This window comes from Mycobacterium sp. pV006 (genome assembly GCF_041287115.1).
In the GTDB taxonomy this organism is placed as follows: domain Bacteria; phylum Actinomycetota; class Actinomycetes; order Mycobacteriales; family Mycobacteriaceae; genus Mycobacterium.
In genome coordinates this window covers 423924-440948 of the sequence record NZ_JBGGKT010000001.1, presented here as the reverse complement: position 1 = coordinate 440948, position 17025 = coordinate 423924, and the positions used below count along the sequence as shown (strand labels likewise).

The 17025-nt window shown below is 68.4% G+C and carries 16 protein-coding genes; 11 read left to right on the top strand and 5 right to left on the bottom strand.

Annotated elements, in window-relative coordinates:
* Positions 1-41 precede the first annotated feature (41 nt).
* The 4 genes from ettA to ACAG25_RS02050 all read left to right on the top strand — a co-directional run bounded on the left by ettA (position 42) and on the right by ACAG25_RS02050 (position 7740).
* Positions 42-1715, top strand: a complete 1674-nt coding sequence (gene ettA / locus ACAG25_RS02065; RefSeq protein ID WP_370486614.1) for an energy-dependent translational throttle protein EttA — start codon at positions 42-44, stop codon at positions 1713-1715.
* A gap of 90 nt (positions 1716-1805) precedes the next feature.
* The gene (locus tag ACAG25_RS02060; protein ID WP_370486613.1) at positions 1806-6671 is read left to right on the top strand and encodes an NAD-glutamate dehydrogenase; all 4866 of its coding nucleotides are present in this window, start codon (positions 1806-1808) and stop codon (positions 6669-6671) included.
* Positions 6668-7087 (top strand): acyl-CoA thioesterase, encoded by a 420-nt coding sequence (locus tag ACAG25_RS02055; RefSeq protein WP_370486612.1) that lies wholly within the window; start codon positions 6668-6670, stop codon positions 7085-7087. The genes ACAG25_RS02060 and ACAG25_RS02055 overlap by 4 nt, the downstream gene beginning before the upstream one ends.
* On the top strand, positions 7084-7740 hold the full coding sequence (locus ACAG25_RS02050; RefSeq protein WP_370486611.1) for a hypothetical protein: 657 nt from the start codon (positions 7084-7086) through the stop codon (positions 7738-7740). The genes ACAG25_RS02055 and ACAG25_RS02050 overlap by 4 nt, the downstream gene beginning before the upstream one ends.
* 3 nt (positions 7741-7743) lie before the next feature.
* Here ACAG25_RS02050 and ACAG25_RS02045 read toward each other — a convergent pair whose 3' ends face one another.
* A complete protein-coding gene (locus ACAG25_RS02045; protein ID WP_370486610.1) occupies positions 7744-8145 on the bottom strand; it encodes a globin in 402 nt (133 codons plus the stop codon).
* Positions 8146-8293: 148 nt separating this feature from the next.
* On the opposite strand from ACAG25_RS02045, the gene ACAG25_RS02040 reads away from it, so the two are divergent.
* From ACAG25_RS02040 to ACAG25_RS02030, 3 genes are read left to right on the top strand one after another with little or no spacing between them, the layout of a single operon-like run.
* On the top strand, positions 8294-8947 hold the full coding sequence (locus ACAG25_RS02040) for an HNH endonuclease (RefSeq protein WP_370486609.1): 654 nt from the start codon (positions 8294-8296) through the stop codon (positions 8945-8947).
* A gap of 26 nt (positions 8948-8973) precedes the next feature.
* Positions 8974-9204, top strand: a complete 231-nt coding sequence (locus ACAG25_RS02035; protein WP_370486608.1) for a hypothetical protein — start codon at positions 8974-8976, stop codon at positions 9202-9204.
* Positions 9191-9670: a DUF5130 domain-containing protein gene (locus ACAG25_RS02030; RefSeq protein WP_370486607.1), complete on the top strand. Its 480-nt coding sequence runs from the start codon at positions 9191-9193 to the stop codon at positions 9668-9670. Before ACAG25_RS02035 ends, ACAG25_RS02030 begins: the two co-directional genes overlap by 14 nt.
* 18 nt (positions 9671-9688) lie before the next feature.
* On the opposite strand, the gene ACAG25_RS02025 is transcribed toward ACAG25_RS02030, so the two are convergent.
* Both ACAG25_RS02025 and pepN read right to left on the bottom strand, forming a co-directional pair.
* On the bottom strand, positions 9689-10081 hold the full coding sequence (locus tag ACAG25_RS02025; RefSeq protein ID WP_370486606.1) for an HNH endonuclease: 393 nt from the start codon (positions 10079-10081) through the stop codon (positions 9689-9691).
* 87 nt (positions 10082-10168) lie between these two features.
* On the bottom strand, positions 10169-12754 hold the full coding sequence (gene pepN / locus ACAG25_RS02020; RefSeq protein WP_370486605.1) for an aminopeptidase N: 2586 nt from the start codon (positions 12752-12754) through the stop codon (positions 10169-10171).
* A gap of 95 nt (positions 12755-12849) precedes the next feature.
* Between pepN and ACAG25_RS02015 the strand changes: the two genes are divergently transcribed.
* The 3 genes from ACAG25_RS02015 to ACAG25_RS02005 are packed head-to-tail and all read left to right on the top strand — an operon-like array spanning position 12850 to position 14805.
* Positions 12850-13470 (top strand): DsbA family protein, encoded by a 621-nt coding sequence (locus ACAG25_RS02015; protein WP_370486604.1) that lies wholly within the window; start codon positions 12850-12852, stop codon positions 13468-13470.
* Positions 13471-13522: 52 nt separating this feature from the next.
* A complete protein-coding gene (locus tag ACAG25_RS02010; protein WP_370486603.1) occupies positions 13523-13996 on the top strand; it encodes a ribose-5-phosphate isomerase in 474 nt (157 codons plus the stop codon).
* A gap of 2 nt (positions 13997-13998) precedes the next feature.
* Positions 13999-14805 (top strand): Fpg/Nei family DNA glycosylase, encoded by an 807-nt coding sequence (locus tag ACAG25_RS02005; protein WP_370486602.1) that lies wholly within the window; start codon positions 13999-14001, stop codon positions 14803-14805.
* A gap of 10 nt (positions 14806-14815) precedes the next feature.
* Here ACAG25_RS02005 and ACAG25_RS02000 read toward each other — a convergent pair whose 3' ends face one another.
* Positions 14816-15601: a DUF1542 domain-containing protein gene (locus ACAG25_RS02000; protein WP_370486601.1), complete on the bottom strand. Its 786-nt coding sequence runs from the start codon at positions 15599-15601 to the stop codon at positions 14816-14818.
* Positions 15602-15759: 158 nt separating this feature from the next.
* Between ACAG25_RS02000 and ACAG25_RS01995 the strand changes: the two genes are divergently transcribed.
* Positions 15760-16206 (top strand): DUF4383 domain-containing protein, encoded by a 447-nt coding sequence (locus tag ACAG25_RS01995; protein ID WP_370486600.1) that lies wholly within the window; start codon positions 15760-15762, stop codon positions 16204-16206.
* 7 nt (positions 16207-16213) lie between these two features.
* On the opposite strand, the gene ACAG25_RS01990 is transcribed toward ACAG25_RS01995, so the two are convergent.
* Positions 16214-17020 (bottom strand): MBL fold metallo-hydrolase, encoded by an 807-nt coding sequence (locus ACAG25_RS01990; protein WP_370486599.1) that lies wholly within the window; start codon positions 17018-17020, stop codon positions 16214-16216.
* Between the last annotated feature and the right edge of the window lie 5 nt (positions 17021-17025).

Sequence of the window (17025 nt, the reverse complement as noted above, 5' to 3'; positions counted from 1 at the left end):
CGGTTGCACGAGCGGGATCGAGAAAGGCGACAGCGGAGGCAATGGCCGAATTCATCTACACGATGCGGAAGGTCCGCAAGGCGCACGGCGACAAGGTCATCCTTGACGACGTCACCCTGAACTTCCTTCCGGGCGCGAAGATCGGCGTCGTCGGACCCAACGGGGCCGGTAAGTCGAGCGTCTTGCGGATCATGGCCGGCTTGGACCAGCCCAACAACGGCGACGCGTTCCTGCAGCCCGGTGCCAGCGTCGGCATCCTGATGCAGGAGCCCCAGCTCGACGAGACGAAGACCGTCCGCGAGAACGTCGAGGACGGCGTGGCCATCAAGGCCAAGCTCAACCGGTACAACGAGGTCGCCGAACTGATGGCGACCGACTACACCGACGAGCTGATGGAAGAGATGGGCAAGCTTCAGGAGGAGCTCGACGCCGCCGACGCCTGGGACATCGACTCCCAGCTCGAACAGGCCATGGACGCGCTGCGGTGCCCGCCGCCCGACGAGCCGGTGACCCACCTCTCCGGTGGCGAGCGACGCCGGGTGGCGCTGTGCAAGCTGCTGCTGTCCAAGCCGGACCTGCTGCTGCTCGACGAGCCCACCAACCACCTCGACGCCGAGAGCGTGCTGTGGCTGGAGAACCATCTCGCCGAGTACAAGGGCGCCATCCTGGCCGTCACCCACGACCGGTACTTCCTCGACAACGTCGCCGAATGGATCCTCGAGCTCGACCGGGGCCGCGCCTATCCGTACGAGGGCAACTACTCGACGTACCTGGAGAAGAAGGCCGAGCGCATCGCCGTGCAGGGCCGCAAGGACGCGAAGCTGCACAAGCGTCTCAAAGACGAACTGGAGTGGGTGCGTTCGGGAGCCAAGGCGCGACAGGCCAAGAACAAGGCCCGCCTGCAGCGCTACGAGGAGATGGCCGCCGAGGCGGAGAAGTCGCGCAAGCTCGACTTCGAGGAGATCCAGATCCCGACGCCGCCACGGCTGGGCAACGTCGTCGTCGAGGTCAAGAACCTCGACAAGGGTTTCGAAGGCCGCACGCTGATCAAGGATCTGTCGTTCACGCTGCCACGCAACGGCATCGTCGGGGTGATCGGGCCCAACGGCGTGGGCAAGACGACTCTGTTCAAGACCATCGTCGGCCTCGAGCAGCCCGACAGCGGCACGGTCACGGTCGGCGAGACGGTCAAGCTGAGCTACGTCGACCAGAACCGGGCGGGCATCGACCCGAAGAAGAACGTCTGGGAGGTCGTCTCCGACGGCCTGGACTACATCGAGGTCGGACAGAACGAGATTCCGTCGCGTGCTTACGTTTCGGCGTTCGGGTTCAAGGGGCCCGATCAGCAGAAGCCGGCCGGCGTGCTCTCCGGTGGTGAGCGCAACCGGCTCAACCTCGCACTGACCCTCAAAGAGGGCGGCAACCTCATCCTGCTCGACGAACCGACCAACGACCTCGACGTGGAAACGCTGTCTTCGCTCGAGAACGCGCTGGAGAACTTCCCCGGCTGCGCGGTGGTCATCAGCCACGACCGTTGGTTCCTGGACCGCACCTGCACGCACATCCTGGCGTGGGAAGGCGACGAGACCAACGAGGCCAAGTGGTTCTGGTTCGAAGGCAACTTCGGTGCCTACGAAGAGAACAAGGTGCAACGACTCGGTGCAGAAGCGGCCCGCCCACACAGAGTCACCCACCGCAAGCTCACCCGGGGATAGGCTCGACGTGCGCACGCGCTGACAGCCAACCACCTTGGCGCTGTAGCGGACAACGACGTCGGGTGCGCACGGGGGAGTCAGGAGCCGCGCATGTCGTTGAAGTCCGGAACCGACGACGCCACGCCGGATCCCGCGGCTGATCCGGAGCTGCTCGACCGGTTGCTGCCGGCCTACCTCGACACGTACCGGGGTCCGCACGGCGGGGCTCCCGGCGCGGACGCCGTCGTCACCGGACCCCTGCGCGGACAGACACCGTCGGGTGAGCCGGCTGGGCCGGCGCTAGTGGCCGCGCAGGTCCGGCTGGCCGAGCGGCGGGCACGCGGAGAGACCCTGGTGCAGGTCTACGGTCCCGACGAGGACGGCGGGTTCGGGCCGGCGCTGCAGGTGGTGACCGACGACGCCGCGATGCTGATGGACTCCGTGACAGTGCTCTTGCATCGGGTCGGTGTCGCGTACAAGGCGATCATGAACCCGGTGTTCCGGGTCCGTCGCGGTGCCGACGGCGAACTTCTCGACGCCGTGCCCGTGGCGCAGGCCGGGTCCGCCGACGGCGTCGACGAATCCTGGGTGCACGTCGAAATGTCCGGTGCGGCGGACCGGTCGGCCCTGGCCGAAGCGCAGCGGCTGTTGCCGCGGGTGCTCGCCGACGCCCGCCAGGTGGCCCTGGACTCCGCCGGGATGAACGCCGCGCTGCGCAGCCTCGCCGCCGAACTCGACGCAGACACCGGCGTCCGGTTCCCGAGTCCCGACCGCAAGGACGTCGCGGCCCTGCTGCGTTGGCTGGTCGACGGACATTTCGTCCTGCTGGGCTACCAACGCTGCGACGTCCGCAACGGCGACGCGGCCGTCGACGCCGCCAGTCGACTGGGCGTGCTGCGGATGCGCGAGGATGTGCTGCCGCAACTGACCCACAAGGACGAACTACTGGCCCTGGCCCAGGCCACCATCCCCAGCTTCCTGCGCTACGGCGCCTATCCGCAGATCGTCGTGGTCCGTGAACACCAGCCCGACGACGAGGCCGGCGCGGTCGAACACCGCTTCGTCGGCCTGTTCACCATCGCCGCGATGAACGCGAACATACTCGAGATCCCGCTGGTCTCGCGGCGCGTCAACGACGCCCTGGCGTTGGCCCACCGCCACCCCGGCCATCCTGGTCAGCTGCTGCTCGACGTCATGCAGACCATCCCGAGGTCGGAGTTCTTCGCGCTGAGCGCCCGCTCCCTGCTCGAGATGGCGATGGCCGTGATCGATCTGGGCTCGCGGCGGCGCACCCTGCTGTTCATGCGCGCCGACCTGCTCGGCCACTTCGTCTCCTGTCTGGTGTACCTGCCGCGCGACCGCTACACCACCGCGGTGCGACTCGCGATGCAGGACATCCTGGTCCGCGAACTCGGCGGGGAGAGCATCGACTACGCTGCGCGCGTCAGCGAATCCCCCTGGGCGGTGGTTCATTTCACCGTGCGGCTACCGGAGGGTGCACGCCCCGGCGAGGTCGATGTGTCCGAGGACAACCAGCTGCGCATCCAGGAGTTGCTCACCGAGGCCGCCCGCACCTGGGGTGACCGGTTACAGGGGGCGGCGCAGGACGAGTCCGTCGCCCACGATGTCGTCGAGCATTACGCGGGCGCGTTCCCCGAGACCTACAAGCAGGCGTTCGACCCGAAACGCGCCCTCGAGGACATCGCGATCATCGAAGCGCTGGAAAACGATTCGGTCAAACTCGTGCTCACCGACAACGAGGACGACGGCGTCAGCCATCTGGTCTGGTACCTCGGGGGCCGCTCGGCCTCGCTGAGCCAGCTGCTGCCGATGCTGCAGTCGATGGGCGTCGTGGTGCTCGAAGAACGCCCGTACACCGTGACCCGCCCCGACGGGCTCGCCGTGTGGATCTACCAGTTCCGGATCTCCCCGCACCGCGGCATCCCCGACATCGCCGGCGGACCACACCACCGCGAGACCGCCGAACGCTTCGCCGAGGCGGTCACCGCGATCTGGCACGGTCACGCCGAGATCGACCGGTTCAACGAGCTGGTGCTGCGCGCCGGCCTGCACTGGAGGCAGGTGGCCGTCCTGCGGGCCTACTCCAAGTACCTCAAGCAGGCCGGCTTCTCCTACAGCCAGAGCCACATCGCCACCGTCATCAACGACAATGCCGGCACGGCAAGATCTTTGATCGAACTGTTCGAGGCGCTGTTCGAGCCCACCGAACAGGACGGCGGCGAGGACAACCGCAGCGACGCCGCCGCCGCAGCAGCGGCGGTGTCGGCCGACATCGACGCCCTGGTCAGCCTCGACGCCGACCGGGTGCTGCGCGCGTTCGCCTCGATGATCCAGGCCACGCTGCGGACCAACTACTTCGTCAACGCTTCGGACTCCGCGCGTGCCCAGAATGTGTTGTCGTTCAAGCTCGATGCCGAATTGATCGATGAATTGCCGCTGCCGCGACCGAAATTCGAGATCTTCGTCTACTCCCCGCGCGTGGAGGGCGTACACCTGCGGTTCGGCTTCGTCGCCCGCGGCGGTCTGCGCTGGTCGGACCGCCGCGAGGACTTCCGCACCGAGATCCTGGGCCTGGTCAAGGCGCAGGCTGTGAAGAACGCGGTGATCGTTCCCGTCGGCGCCAAGGGCGGGTTCGTCGTCAAGTCACCGCCGGCTCCCACCGGTGACGCCGCTGCCGACCGCGACGCGACCCGCGAGGAAGGCGTGGCCTGCTACCGCCTGTTCATCGCGGGACTGCTCGACATCACCGACAACGTCGACAAGTCCTCGGGCGCGATCGTGGCGCCCGATGACGTGGTGCGTCGCGACGGCGACGACGCGTACCTCGTCGTCGCCGCCGACAAGGGCACCGCCACCTTCTCCGACATCGCAAACGAGGTGGCGAAGTCCTACGACTTCTGGCTCGGCGACGCATTCGCCTCCGGCGGATCGGTCGGCTACGACCACAAGGCGATGGGCATCACCGCCCGCGGCGCGTGGGAATCGGTCAAACGGCACTTCCGCGAAATGGACATCGACACCCAGTCGCAGGACTTCACCGTCGTCGGTGTCGGTGACATGAGCGGCGACGTGTTCGGCAACGGCATGCTGCTGAGTCGGCACATCCGTCTGCTCGCCGCGTTCGACCACCGCCACATCTTCATCGACCCCGACCCCGATGCGGCGCGGTCCTGGGAGGAACGCAAGCGGCTGTTCGACCTTCCGCGCTCGAGTTGGGAGGACTACGACACGTCGCTGATCAGCGCCGGCGGTGGTGTCTACAGTCGCGAGCAGAAATCCATCACCATCAGCGCCGAGGCGCGGGAAGCGCTCGGCCTCGACGACGATTCCGCCGAACTCTCACCCCCGGCGTTGATCAGGGCGATCCTGAAGGCGCCCGCCGACCTGTTGTTCAACGGCGGTATCGGCACCTACATCAAGGCCGAGAGCGAGTCCGAGGTCGGCGACCGCGCCAACGACGCGGTGCGGGTCAACGGAAATCAGGTCCGCGCCAAGGTGATCGGCGAGGGTGGCAACCTCGGGGTGACGTCGCTGGGCCGGATCGAGTTCGACCTGTGCGGCGGGCGCATCAACACCGACGCCCTCGACAACTCCGCCGGGGTGGACTGCTCCGACCACGAGGTCAACATCAAGATCCTCATCGATTCCCTGGTCACCTCCGGCAAGGTCGATCCCGACGACCGCACCGAACTGCTGCTGTCGATGACCGACGAGGTGGGCCGACTCGTGCTGGCCGACAACGAAAGTCAGAACGACCTGATGGGCACCAGCCGGGCCAACGCCGCCAGCATGCTGTCGGTGCACGCCCGGATGATCCGTGAACTGGTCGCCGAGCGGGGACTCAACCGCGAACTCGAGGCGCTGCCCTCGGACAAGGAGATCGCCCGCCGCGCCGAGGCCGGACTCGGGCTGACCTCACCGGAACTCGCGACGCTGATGGCGCACGTGAAGCTCGCGCTCAAGGACGATGTGCTGGCCAGCGATCTGCCCGACCAGGAGGCTTTCGCCGCGCGGCTACCCGGCTACTTCCCCGAGCGGCTGCGCGAGGACTTCCATTCCGACATCCGTGCCCACCAGCTGCGCCGCGAGATCGTGGCGACCATGCTGGTCAACGATGTCGTCGACACCGCGGGAATCACCTTCGTCCACCGCGTCACCGACGACGTCGGGGTGACGACCGTCGACGGGGTCCGCAGTTTCGTTGCCGCCGACGCGATCTTCGGGCTGGGCCGGGTGTGGCGGCAGATCCGTGCCACGGCGGCGGAGGGGGTGTCGGTCGCGGTGACCGACCGGATGACGCTGGACCTGCGGCGGCTGGTCGACCGCTCCGCCCGCTGGCTGCTGAACTACCGGCCCCAGCCGCTGGCGGTCGGCGCCGAGATCAACCGCTTCGCCGAGAAGGTCGCCGCGCTGACCCCGCAGATGTCGCGGTGGCTGCGCGGTGACGACGAAGCCATCGTCGCCAAGGAAGCCGAGGAGTTCACCTCCCAGGGCGTCCCGGAGGACCTGGCCTACATCGTGGCCAGCGGGCTGTACCAGTTCAGCCTGCTCGACGTCATCGACATCGCCGACATCATCGACCGCGATCCCGCGGAGGTCGCCGACACCTATTTCGCGCTGATGGACCACCTCGGCACCGACGGACTGCTGACCGCGGTGTCCCGGCTGCCCCGCGACGACCGTTGGCATTCGCTGGCCCGCCTGGCCATTCGCGACGACATCTACGGGTCGCTGCGGGCGCTGTCCTTCGACGTGCTGGGGGTGGGTGAACCCGAGGAGAGTGGGGAGGAGAAGATCGCCGAGTGGGAAATGACGAACAACTCCCGCGTGACACGGGCACGCCGCACGTTGGGTGAGTTGTACGACAGCGGCGAGCACGACCTGGCGACCCTGTCGGTTGCCGCGCGCCAGATCCGGAGCATGACGAGGACGAGTGGAACGGGAACGAGTGGGTGACTGAGCAGCAGGGCTTCACGGCGCCGGTGCATGTGCGGTGGTCGGACATCGACATGTACCAGCACATCAACCACGCGACGATGGTCACCATCCTGGAAGAGGCCCGCATCCCGTTCCTGCGGGAGCCCTTCGGCGACGAGATCACCACGATCGGTTTGCTGATCGCCGAGGTCAACATCGTCTACAAGGCGCAGCTCCGACTCGTCGACTCGCCGCTGCAGGTGACGATGTGGGCCAAACGGGTCCGGGCAGTCGACTTCACCATCGGCTACGAGGTCCGCTCCGTGGGAGCCGCGCCGGATTCCCGTCCCGCGGTGATCGCCGACACGCAGCTGGCCGCGGTGCACATCGAAGAGCAACGCCTGCAACGACTTTCGGACCGTCAGCGAGAATACCTGCAACGCTGGTCGCGATGACCGCCGGCGAGCGTGGCCTGTGGTTGGGTCCGCAGTCACCGCAGGCCCAATGTGACGACCTGGCCGCCTTCGTCGATCGGGCGCGCCGGCTCGACGAGGCCGCGGTGATCCGGTTGCGTCAGCGCGGCGACGGTGTCGTCGTCGCCTGGGTCGCAACCGGGTTCGACGTGCTGGCCAGTCGCGTCGTGGCCGGTCGGGTGCGACCGGTGGATCTGTGCGCCGGCGCCGACGCGCTCGCGGCCGGGACGGCCGCGATGACCCCCGACGGTTTCGTCGACCCCGGGTTTCCGATGGACTCGGCGTGGCGCGGGGGATTGCCTCCCGACAACGGCTTCGTCCACCTCGACGACGTGCCCGCGGCGGTGGTGGCGGATCTGGCGCAGCGCGGCACGCAGCTGGCCCGGGAGCACTCCGGACCGCAGGGCCCGCCGACGTCGCTGCTCGATCAGGACGTGGTGAACGTCAGCAACGCCGACGAGAGCGTCGGGATCCCGATGCGCTGCGTGCTCGCGCTGACCGGGATGGGTTTCCTGCCGCCGGCGGGGGAGCAGGAGGTCGTGCGGGTACGGGTGATGCCGACGTGGCTGCGTCTGGATGCCCGGTTCGGCACGGTGTACCGCCGGCGCGGCGACCCGGCGCTGGTGCTGCGATGACGGTCAGAACGGCGAGTTGACCATCGAGTCGGCGGCCATCTCCAGGTAGGCCAGCAGCTCGTGACGACGCGCGTCGTCGAGGGTCGCGGAGTCGATCTCGGCCACCGCGATGTGCATGTTGCGCAGCCACGCGTCCCGCTCGAGGTAACCGATCCGGTAGGGCGCGTGACGCATCCGCAGCCGAGGGTGCCCGCGCTGATCCGAGTAGGTCCGGGGGCCGCCCCAGTACTGCTCCAGGAACATCCGCAGGCGGTCCTCGGCGCCGTCGAGGTCGTCTTCGGGGTACAGCGGAAGCAGAATCTCGTCCTCGCGTACCAGCTGGTAGAACCGGCCGACGAGGGTGCGGAACGTGTCGTGTCCGCCGACGGCGTCGTAGAACGACCGCTGTGTTTCGACTGGGTCCATCGCCACCATTGTGGCCATGCCCGTCGCGGCGTGCCATCGGCGGGTGCCGAGCCCGGTCACGAAAAGTTCACCGGACTGACCAGCGCACATGATGAGAAATGTCGTGCGAATCCAGGTCATCCGTGGTGAACTGTCGGGCGGAGGACGTATGGCGCAGCGCAGGAACGGCCGCGGCCACCGGCACCACCGGGCCGCGGCGGGCTCTCCCGGGCCGACAGCCGGTACCGCCACGCGCGCTCTGCACAGCGTCGACACCACCGCCGACGTCCGCGTCGACAACTCCGTGTGGGGGCGCCGCCGGGTCCTCCTGCTCAATTCGACCTTCGAGCCCCTCACGGCGCTGCCGATGCGCCGGGCCGTCGTCATGCTGATGTGCGGCAAGGCCGACGTCGTGCACGACGACCCGATGGGACCGGTGATCCACTCGGCCAGCCGGACCGTCGTGGTGCCGTCGGTGATCCGGTTACGCACCTACGTGCGGGTGCCCTACCGGGCCCGGGTCCCGATGACGCGCGCCGCGCTGATGCACCGCGACCGGTTCCGCTGCGCCTACTGCGGCGCGAAGGCCGACACGGTCGACCATGTGGTGCCGCGCAGCCGCGGCGGTGGTCACACGTGGGAGAACTGCGTGGCGGCGTGCTCGGCGTGCAACCACCGCAAGGCCGACAAACTGCTCAGCGAACTGGGCTGGACGCTGGTGGCCACGCCGCTGCCGCCGAAGGGTCAGCACTGGCGGTTGCTGTCCACCGTCAAGGAACTCGACCCGGCGTGGGCGCGATATCTGGGTGAGGGCGCGGCCTGACCGGGTCGTGAGATACGGTTTGGGGCGTGAACGATGCCCTGATTCACGCCAGCTTCGTGCTGGTCCCGTTGGCCCTGGCCGGTGTGCTGGCGCTGTTCATCTGGCGCGAGAAGGATCCGCACCCGGCGACCTACAACATGTCGGACAAGTGGACGCACGAGCCCATCCTGTGGGCGGCCGAATCACCGGTCGTCCACGGACACGGCGGACACGACTCCCATCTGACCATCGGAGGTGGCGCAAGTGGCAAGTGGTGAGGTGACGACCACGTCGACTCCCGGTCAGTTGCGGGAGCTGCCCTTGGGAACCGTGGTCACCACCAGTGGCCGCATCTCGGCGGTCGTCGAGCCCGGTGAGCTGTCGGTGCAGTACCCGTTCCCGACCAAGGATCTGGTGATGCTCGACAACGCGCTGAAGTACGGTTCGCGCGCCGCCAAGGCGCGTTTCGCCGTCTACATCGGCGATCTGGGTGCCGACACCGCCGCCACCGCCCGCGAGATCCTCGCGCGGGTGCCCACCCCGAACAACGCCGTGCTGCTGGCCGTGTCGCCCAACCAGCGCGCCATCGAGGTGGTCTACGGCGCGGAGGTCAAGGGCCGCGGGATCGAAGAGGCCGCCCCGCTCGGGGTGTCGGCCGCGGCTGCCTCCTTCAAGGAAGGCAACCTGATCGACGGTCTGATCAGCGGTGTGCGGGTGCTGTCGTCAGGCGTCGCTCCGCGCTGAGCGTTCGCGACGGTGCGCTCACGGTAGCGGCGCCGAGGGTGCTGCGACGGTGGCCGCACCTTCGTCGTCGGCGGCCGTCAGCAGGGCCCGGATCTCGACGTAGCGCTGCAGGAAGCGCCGTTCGTCGAGGCGCTTGCGGCGCAGCCAACCGGTGACCTCGTCGTTGCACTTGCTGGCGTTGCACGACGCGCAGGCCGGGACCACGTTGTCGATCGTGTAGCGCCCGCCGCGCGAGATCGCGATCACGCAGTCGCGCTGCATCGTGCCCGTGGTGCTCCCACAGTAGGCGCAGCCGTCCCACGCTTCTTTGAGCGTCGACCACTGGGCGTCGGTGAGGTCGTTCACGACGGCGGCGACGCGGCGCTTGCGCCGACGCGCGGCCCGTGCCCGACGACTGTTGTTGCCCGCCACCGCGTGAGCGTAAGCGACGCCGACGAGCGCGCGTTGATGCCGGTGCCGCGGCGGCGTGTCGCCCGCAGACGCGCGCGCTCGCCGGAACTAGGTGACGTCGAAGCTGCGCGCGCGCAGTGACCGCTCCACCCCGGCGCGACCCTCGAGCACCAGCCGACGCAGCGCGGGCGGCACCTCGGGATCGGCCAGGAACCGGTCGGCGGCGGCCAGCCCGTCCTCGCTGATGTCCCACGACGGGTAGAGCCCGATCACGACCGTCTGCGCGACCTCACTGGACCGGCGCTGCCACACCCCGGAGATGGCGTCGAAATACCGGTCCCGGAACGGCGCCAGCAGCTCACCCTGACCCGGCTGCACGAACCCGCCGATGATGGCGCGGGCGGTGATGTTGGCCAGGGTGTCGTCCTCGACCACCTGCTCCCACGCCGCGTCCTTGACTGCGGCCTGCGGCCGGGCCGCGGCGGCGGCCGCCGCCTGACGCCGACCGGCCGCGGTCGGGTCGCGATCGGCCTCGGCGTCGATGAACGGCGTCGCCGCGCCGTCGCCGTCGACGACGCCCGAGCGGGCCAGCGCGGTGACGAGGCGCCACCGCAGATCGGTGTCGACCACCAGGCCGGTCAGGCCCGCCTCGGCCGGGTCGGACTCCAGCAGCGACGAGAGCACCTCGGTGTGCCGGGCGGCCAGCACCGACGTGCACAGCGCGTTGACGAACGCCAACTGATGGTCCGATCCCGGCTCGGCGCCGCGCGCGAGTTCGAGCAACCGGTCGGCGAACGCGGGCCAGCCCTGCGTGCGCGCCCACTCCGGGTCGGCGTAGGAACCCAGAGCGGTCTGCGCCTGCAACAGCAAGCGTTGCGCGACACCGACTTCGGACTCGGCGTGGATACCGGAGCTGACCAACGCCACGAAGTCGCGGGCGCGCAACTCGGCGTCGCGGGTCATCTCCCAGGCCGCCGACCAGGCCAACGTGCGAGGCAGCGGCTCGGCGATGTCGGCGATACGCGTCAGCACCGTCTGCAACGACTCGGGGTCCAACCGCAACGAGCAGTACGTCAGGTCGTCGTCGTTGACCAGCACCAGCTTGCCGCGCGAGACACCCTGCAGGCCCGGCACTTCGGTCGTCGGGCCCTCGACGTCGAGTTCCTCCCGGTGTACGCGCACCAGCTTGCCGGACGCGTCGTCGTCGTAGACGCCGACGGCCAGCCGATGCACACGGGTCTCCCCGTCACCCGGCTTGGCGCCGCCCTGGTCGATGCTGAAGCGGGTGAACCGGCCGTGCTCGTCGACATCGAATTCCGGGCGCAGCGTGTTCAACCCGGTGGTCTTGAGCCACTGCCGACCCCACCCGGACAGGTCGCGTCCCGACGACTTCTCCAACGCGCCGAGCAGATCACCGAACGTGGCATTGCCGAATGCGTGGTCGCGGAAGTAATCCCGCAGACCCGCCAGGAACGGCTCCTCACCGACATAGGCCACCAGCTGCTTGAGCACGCTGGCACCCTTGGCGTAGGTGATGCCGTCGAAGTTGACCTCGACGGCGTGCAGGTCGGGGATGTCGGCGGCCACCGGATGCGTCGAGGGCAGCTGGTCCTGCCGGTAGGCCCAGGACTTCTCGACGTTGGCGAACGTCGTCCACGCCTCGGTGTACTCGGTGGCCTCGGCCTGACACAGCACCGACGCGAACGTCGCGAAGGATTCGTTGAGCCACAGGTCATCCCACCACTGCATCGTGACCAGGTCGCCGAACCACATGTGCGCCATCTCGTGCAGCACGGTCTCGGCGCGACGCTCATAGGACGCGCGGGTGACCTTGCTGCGGAAGACGTAGTCCTCCAGGAACGTCACCGCCCCGGCGTTCTCCATCGCGCCGGCATTGAACTCCGGCACGAACAGTTGGTCGTACTTGCCGAACGCGTACGGGATGCCGAAATTGCGGTGGTAGAAACCGAATCCCTGTTTGGTCTCGGTGAACAACCGCTCGGCGTCCATGTGCTCGGCCAGCGACCGTCGGCAGAAGATGCCCAGCGGGATCTCGCCGTGCTCGTCGGAGTAGACGTCGTCCCAGCGGGCGTACGGTCCGGCGATCAGCGCCACCAGGTAGGTGCTCATCCGCGGCGTGACCGCGAAGCTGTGCCGCTTGGCCGGTCCCTCGTCGGCGACCGCGGTGGTCGCCCCGTTGGACACCACCTCCCAGTGTGCCGGGGCGAGGACGTGCACCTCGAAAGTGGCTTTGAGATCAGGCTGATCGAAACACGCGAACATCCGCTTGGCGTCGGCGGTTTCGAACTGCGAGTACAGGTACACCTCGTCGTCGACGGGGTCGACGAACCGGTGCAGCCCCTCGCCGGTGTTGGAGTACAGGCAGTCCGCCTCGACGACCACCACATTGCGCTCCGAGAGGCCGGTCAGCGGGATGCCGGTGGATTCGTCGTAACCCGAAACATCGATGTCAGCGCCGTTGAGCGTGGCGCGGTGGATCGTCGCGGCGGCCAGATCGAGGTAGGTGTCCGCGCCGGCGACCGCGTCGAATTCGACGGTCGTGGTCGAGCGGAAAGTCCGCTCGCCCGGCTTCCCGGCGCCGTCGGTGAGATCCAGGTCGATCCGGTACCGGTCAACAGTGACCGAGGCGGCCCGCTCGGCGGCCTGTTCGCGCGTCAGATTAGGAAGTGCCACGTCCGTAAACACTAGCCTCTGACGGGAAGACCTGACGGGCGTCGTGAGTTGTGCCGCACAGACCCGTTTCCTGAATTTCGCAGAAAGGACCGCCCATGTCTGAGAAGTCCCGCGCCGATTTCTGGTTCGATCCGCTGTGTCCGTGGTGCTGGATCACCTCGCGATGGATTCTGGAGGTCGAGAAGGTCCGCGACATCGACGTCAACTTCCACGTCATGAGCCTCGCCGTGCTCAACGAGGGCCGGGATCTCCCCGAGGAGTACCAGGAGAAGATGAAGGCCGCGTGGGGTCCGGTCCGCGTGGCCATCGCCGCCGAGCAGGCGCGCGGCCCGGAGGTGCTGGCCCCGCTGTACACCGCGATGGGCACCCGCATCCACAACCAGGGCTACGGGGAGTCCGACCCGACCTTCGCCCGGGTCATCAAGGAGTCGCTCGAAGAGGTCGGCCTGCCCGCCGAGCTGGCCGACGCCGCGACCACGGACAAATACGACGACGCGCTGCGCAAGAGCCACCACGAAGGCATGGACGCGGTCGGGGAGGACGTGGGCACCCCGACCATCCACGTCAACGGTGTGGCGTTCTTCGGTCCCGTCATCTCGCGCATCCCGCGCGGCGAGGAGGCCGGCAAGCTGTGGGACGCCTCGGTGACGTTCGCGTCCTATCCGCACTTCTGGGAGCTCAAGCGCACCCGCACCGAACGTCCGCAGTTCGACTGAGCGGCCGCCCTCGGGATCCCGGACACCGGGACGCGAATGTAGGGTGACCGCCATGCGCGTCTACCTGGGAGCCGACCACGCCGGATACGAGCTCAAGCAGGCCATCATCGAGCATCTGAAGGCCACCGGAAACGAGCCCGTCGACTGTGGCGCGTTCGAGTACGACGCCGACGACGACTACCCGGCGTTCTGCATCGCCGCGGCCGAGAAGACCGTCGCCGACCCGGGCAGCCTGGGCATCGTGCTGGGCGGCTCGGGCAACGGCGAGCAGATCGCGGCCAACAAGGTGCCGGGCGCGCGGTGCGCGCTGGCATGGAGCCCCGAGACGGCGACGCTGGCGCGGGAACACAACAACGCCCAGCTGATCGGCATCGGCGGGCGCATGCACACCACCGAGGAAGCACTGGTCATCGTCGACGCCTTCCTGGCCGCCCAGTGGTCGGAAGCCGAACGTCACCAGCGTCGCATCGACATCCTGTCCGAGTACGAGACCACGCACGTCGCCCCCGCGGTGCCCGGCGCCTAGGCATGCCCGAGGGCCACACGCTGCACCGGCTGGCCCGGCTGCACCAGCGCCGGTTCGGTCGCGCACCGGTCCTCGTGTCCAGCCCGCAGGGTCGGTTCGCCGACGGTGCCGCCGCTGTCCACGGCCGGGTGCTCCGGACGGCCAGCGCGTGGGGTAAGCACCTGTTCCACCACTACGACGGCGGCCGGGTCGTGCACATCCACCTGGGTCTGTACGGATCCTTCACCGAGTGGGCGGTGCCGGAGGACCGGATCCCGCCGGAGCCCGTCGGTCAGGTCCGGATGCGCATGATCGGTGCCGAGTACGGGACCGACCTGCGCGGCCCCACGGTGTGCGAGGTGATCGAGGAACCTGAGGTCGCCGACGTCGTCGGCCGCCTCGGCCCCGACCCGCTGCGACCCGACGCCGATCCTGCGCTGGCTTTCCGGCGGATCGCCAAGTCGCGCAGGCCGATCGGGGCGCTGCTGATGGACCAGACCGTGATCGCCGGGGTCGGCAACGTGTACCGCAGCGAGCTGTTGTTCCGGCACCGCATGGATCCGTTCCGGCCAGGCACCGCGATCACCGCCGACGAATTCGACGAGCTCTGGCACGATCTGGTGGCCCTGATGAAGGTCGGGGTGCGGCGCGGCAAGATCGTCGTCGTCGAACCCGAACACGACCACGGGCCACCGTCGTACCGGCCGGGCCGGCCCCGCACCTACGTCTATCGCCGGGCCACCGAGCCGTGCCGCGTCTGCGGCAGTCCCGTGCTCACGACGGTCATGGAGGCCCGCAACCTCTTCTGGTGCCCCACCTGTCAGACCTGACGTTGCCGGGTCAGAAGTCGAAGCCGCCGAACCCGCCGTCGCCGAACATGCCCGAGTCGCCGCCGTCCCAGCCGCCGGTGTCGCCGCCGTCCCAGCCGCCGGCGCCCTCGAGTTCGCCCTGACCGAATCCGTCCCCGAACCCTTCGCCGTAGCCCTGCTCGAAGGCCTGGGTGTCATAGCCGACGCCGGCCATCCCCGAGAACAGGCTGCTGAACAGCAATGCCGAGCCGATACCCCAGGCGCCGGCCACCAGGGCGGGTTTCCACCACGGCTCGGAGTACCAGCCGGCCGGGACGGGCCGACCGGCCACCCGGCCCCCCGGGTAGTAGTTCGGGGTCTGCGGAGACGGGGTCGGCGACGCCGCGATCTGGCGTCCCTCGAACTCGACGCTGCGGTTCTCGGTGACCGCACCAGCGGTGCGTTGACCAGCCAGCGTCTCCAGTTCGGGTCCGGGATCCATGCCCATCGCCGTTCGGGCCGCGCGGATGTAGTAGAGACCTTCGACCGCGCTCTCCTTGGCCAACTCGGCCTGACGCACGGTGTCGGCCTGCTCGATCTGTGAGGACGCGGCGGTGTAGCGCTCCGACGCATCGGCGAGGGCCTGCTTGGACGCCTCGTCGGTGCCGGTCAGACCGAAGACCTGACCGCCGAGGCGCTCGATGACCCGACGCGCGTCGGCTTTCGCGTCGGCCAGGGCGGACGCCGTCCGTCGCGACGAGGCCTTCGACGCGGCGTACACCGCAACGCCGATCGCGGCCACTACCAGGAGCAAGAGCACGAGCAGCGCGCCTTCCATGGTTCTCAGCGTACCGATGTGGCGCATCCGGTACCGGCGCGCGCGTTTCGCGGGCCCCGCACCGGGTAGCTCGTCGCCTGGCTGGACGACCGCTCCAGTACGACGTGACGAAAAGGGGAGAAATGTCGATACCAGAAACCGGTCGCGGGACCGGCGCGATGACGCGCACTCGGGTACAGACGGCCGCGCTCGTCGTCGGTGCAATGTTCCTGCTCGTGGGCGTCCTCGGCTTCATTCCGGGCGTCACAACCAACTACGACCAGCTGAGCTTCGCCGGTCACCATTCCGGTGCCATGCTGCTCGGCATCTTCGCCGTGTCGGTGCTGCACAACATCGTCCACCTGCTGTTCGGGGTGGCAGGCATCCTGATGGCGCGCACCTGGTCGGCCGCCCGCCTGTACCTCATCGGCGGCGGCGTCATCTATTTCCTGCTCTTCCTCTACGGGCTCGTCATCGACTACGACAGCGGCGCCAACTTCGTCCCGCTCAACGACGCCGACAACTGGTTGCACCTGGGCCTGGCCGTCGTCATGATCGGCCTCGGCGTGGCGCTGACCCGGGACACGGCACACCGCAACGCAGGGACGGCGCGACCGCGGGCCTGACGTCGGCTCAGATGGTGACGGTCTGACCGCGGTCGACTTCGACGATGCGATCGTCGAGACCGCGGTCGGCCATCGCCGTCACGAAATCCGACAGGGGAGAGGCGAACACGCCGTAGTCGTCGTAGTGCACGGGAATCACCTTGGGCAGGCCCAGAAGCGCCGTCAGCTCGGTGCCCTGACGGCCGTCCATGGTGACGGTGAGCCCGAACGGCAGCCGGTTGCCCGCCGGGAGTCGGGTCCCGCCGAGGTGCAGGATGCCGGCGTCGATCGACTGGAAGCGCACCGGGATCTCGGCGAGCTCGTCGATCAACAGGGTGTCCCCGGAGATGTAGAGCCGGCGCCGTCGGGTCCCGTCGGCGGAGGAGAAATCGAGCATGCTGCCCATCACCGGTGGCAGAAGGCGATTCAGCGGTGTGGGCGCGTGCCGGCCGGGCAGCGCGGTGATCGTCAGGGCGACATCGCCCTTCTGGACCCGGTGCTCCTGCCATGTCTCCAAGCCGTGTGCCCGGTGAAAACCTCTGTTGCGTAGGCGTTTTGTGGCGTCCGGGGTGGTGATGACGGGTAGCTCGTGGTCGAGGTCTTTCTGCGCGACGCGGTCCCAGTGATCACCGTGCATGTGCGACAACAGGATTGCGTCCAGTGGCGGCAATTCATCGATCGACAGGGCCGGCGGCTTGAGCCGCTTGGACACCAATCCGTAGCCCAGATAGGCGTGCTGGCCCTGGTGCAGGAAATTGGGGTCGGTGAGCAACGTGATGTCGCCACACCGGATCAGCGTCGTCGCGGTACCCACGAACGTCACATCGATCTGCATCGGGT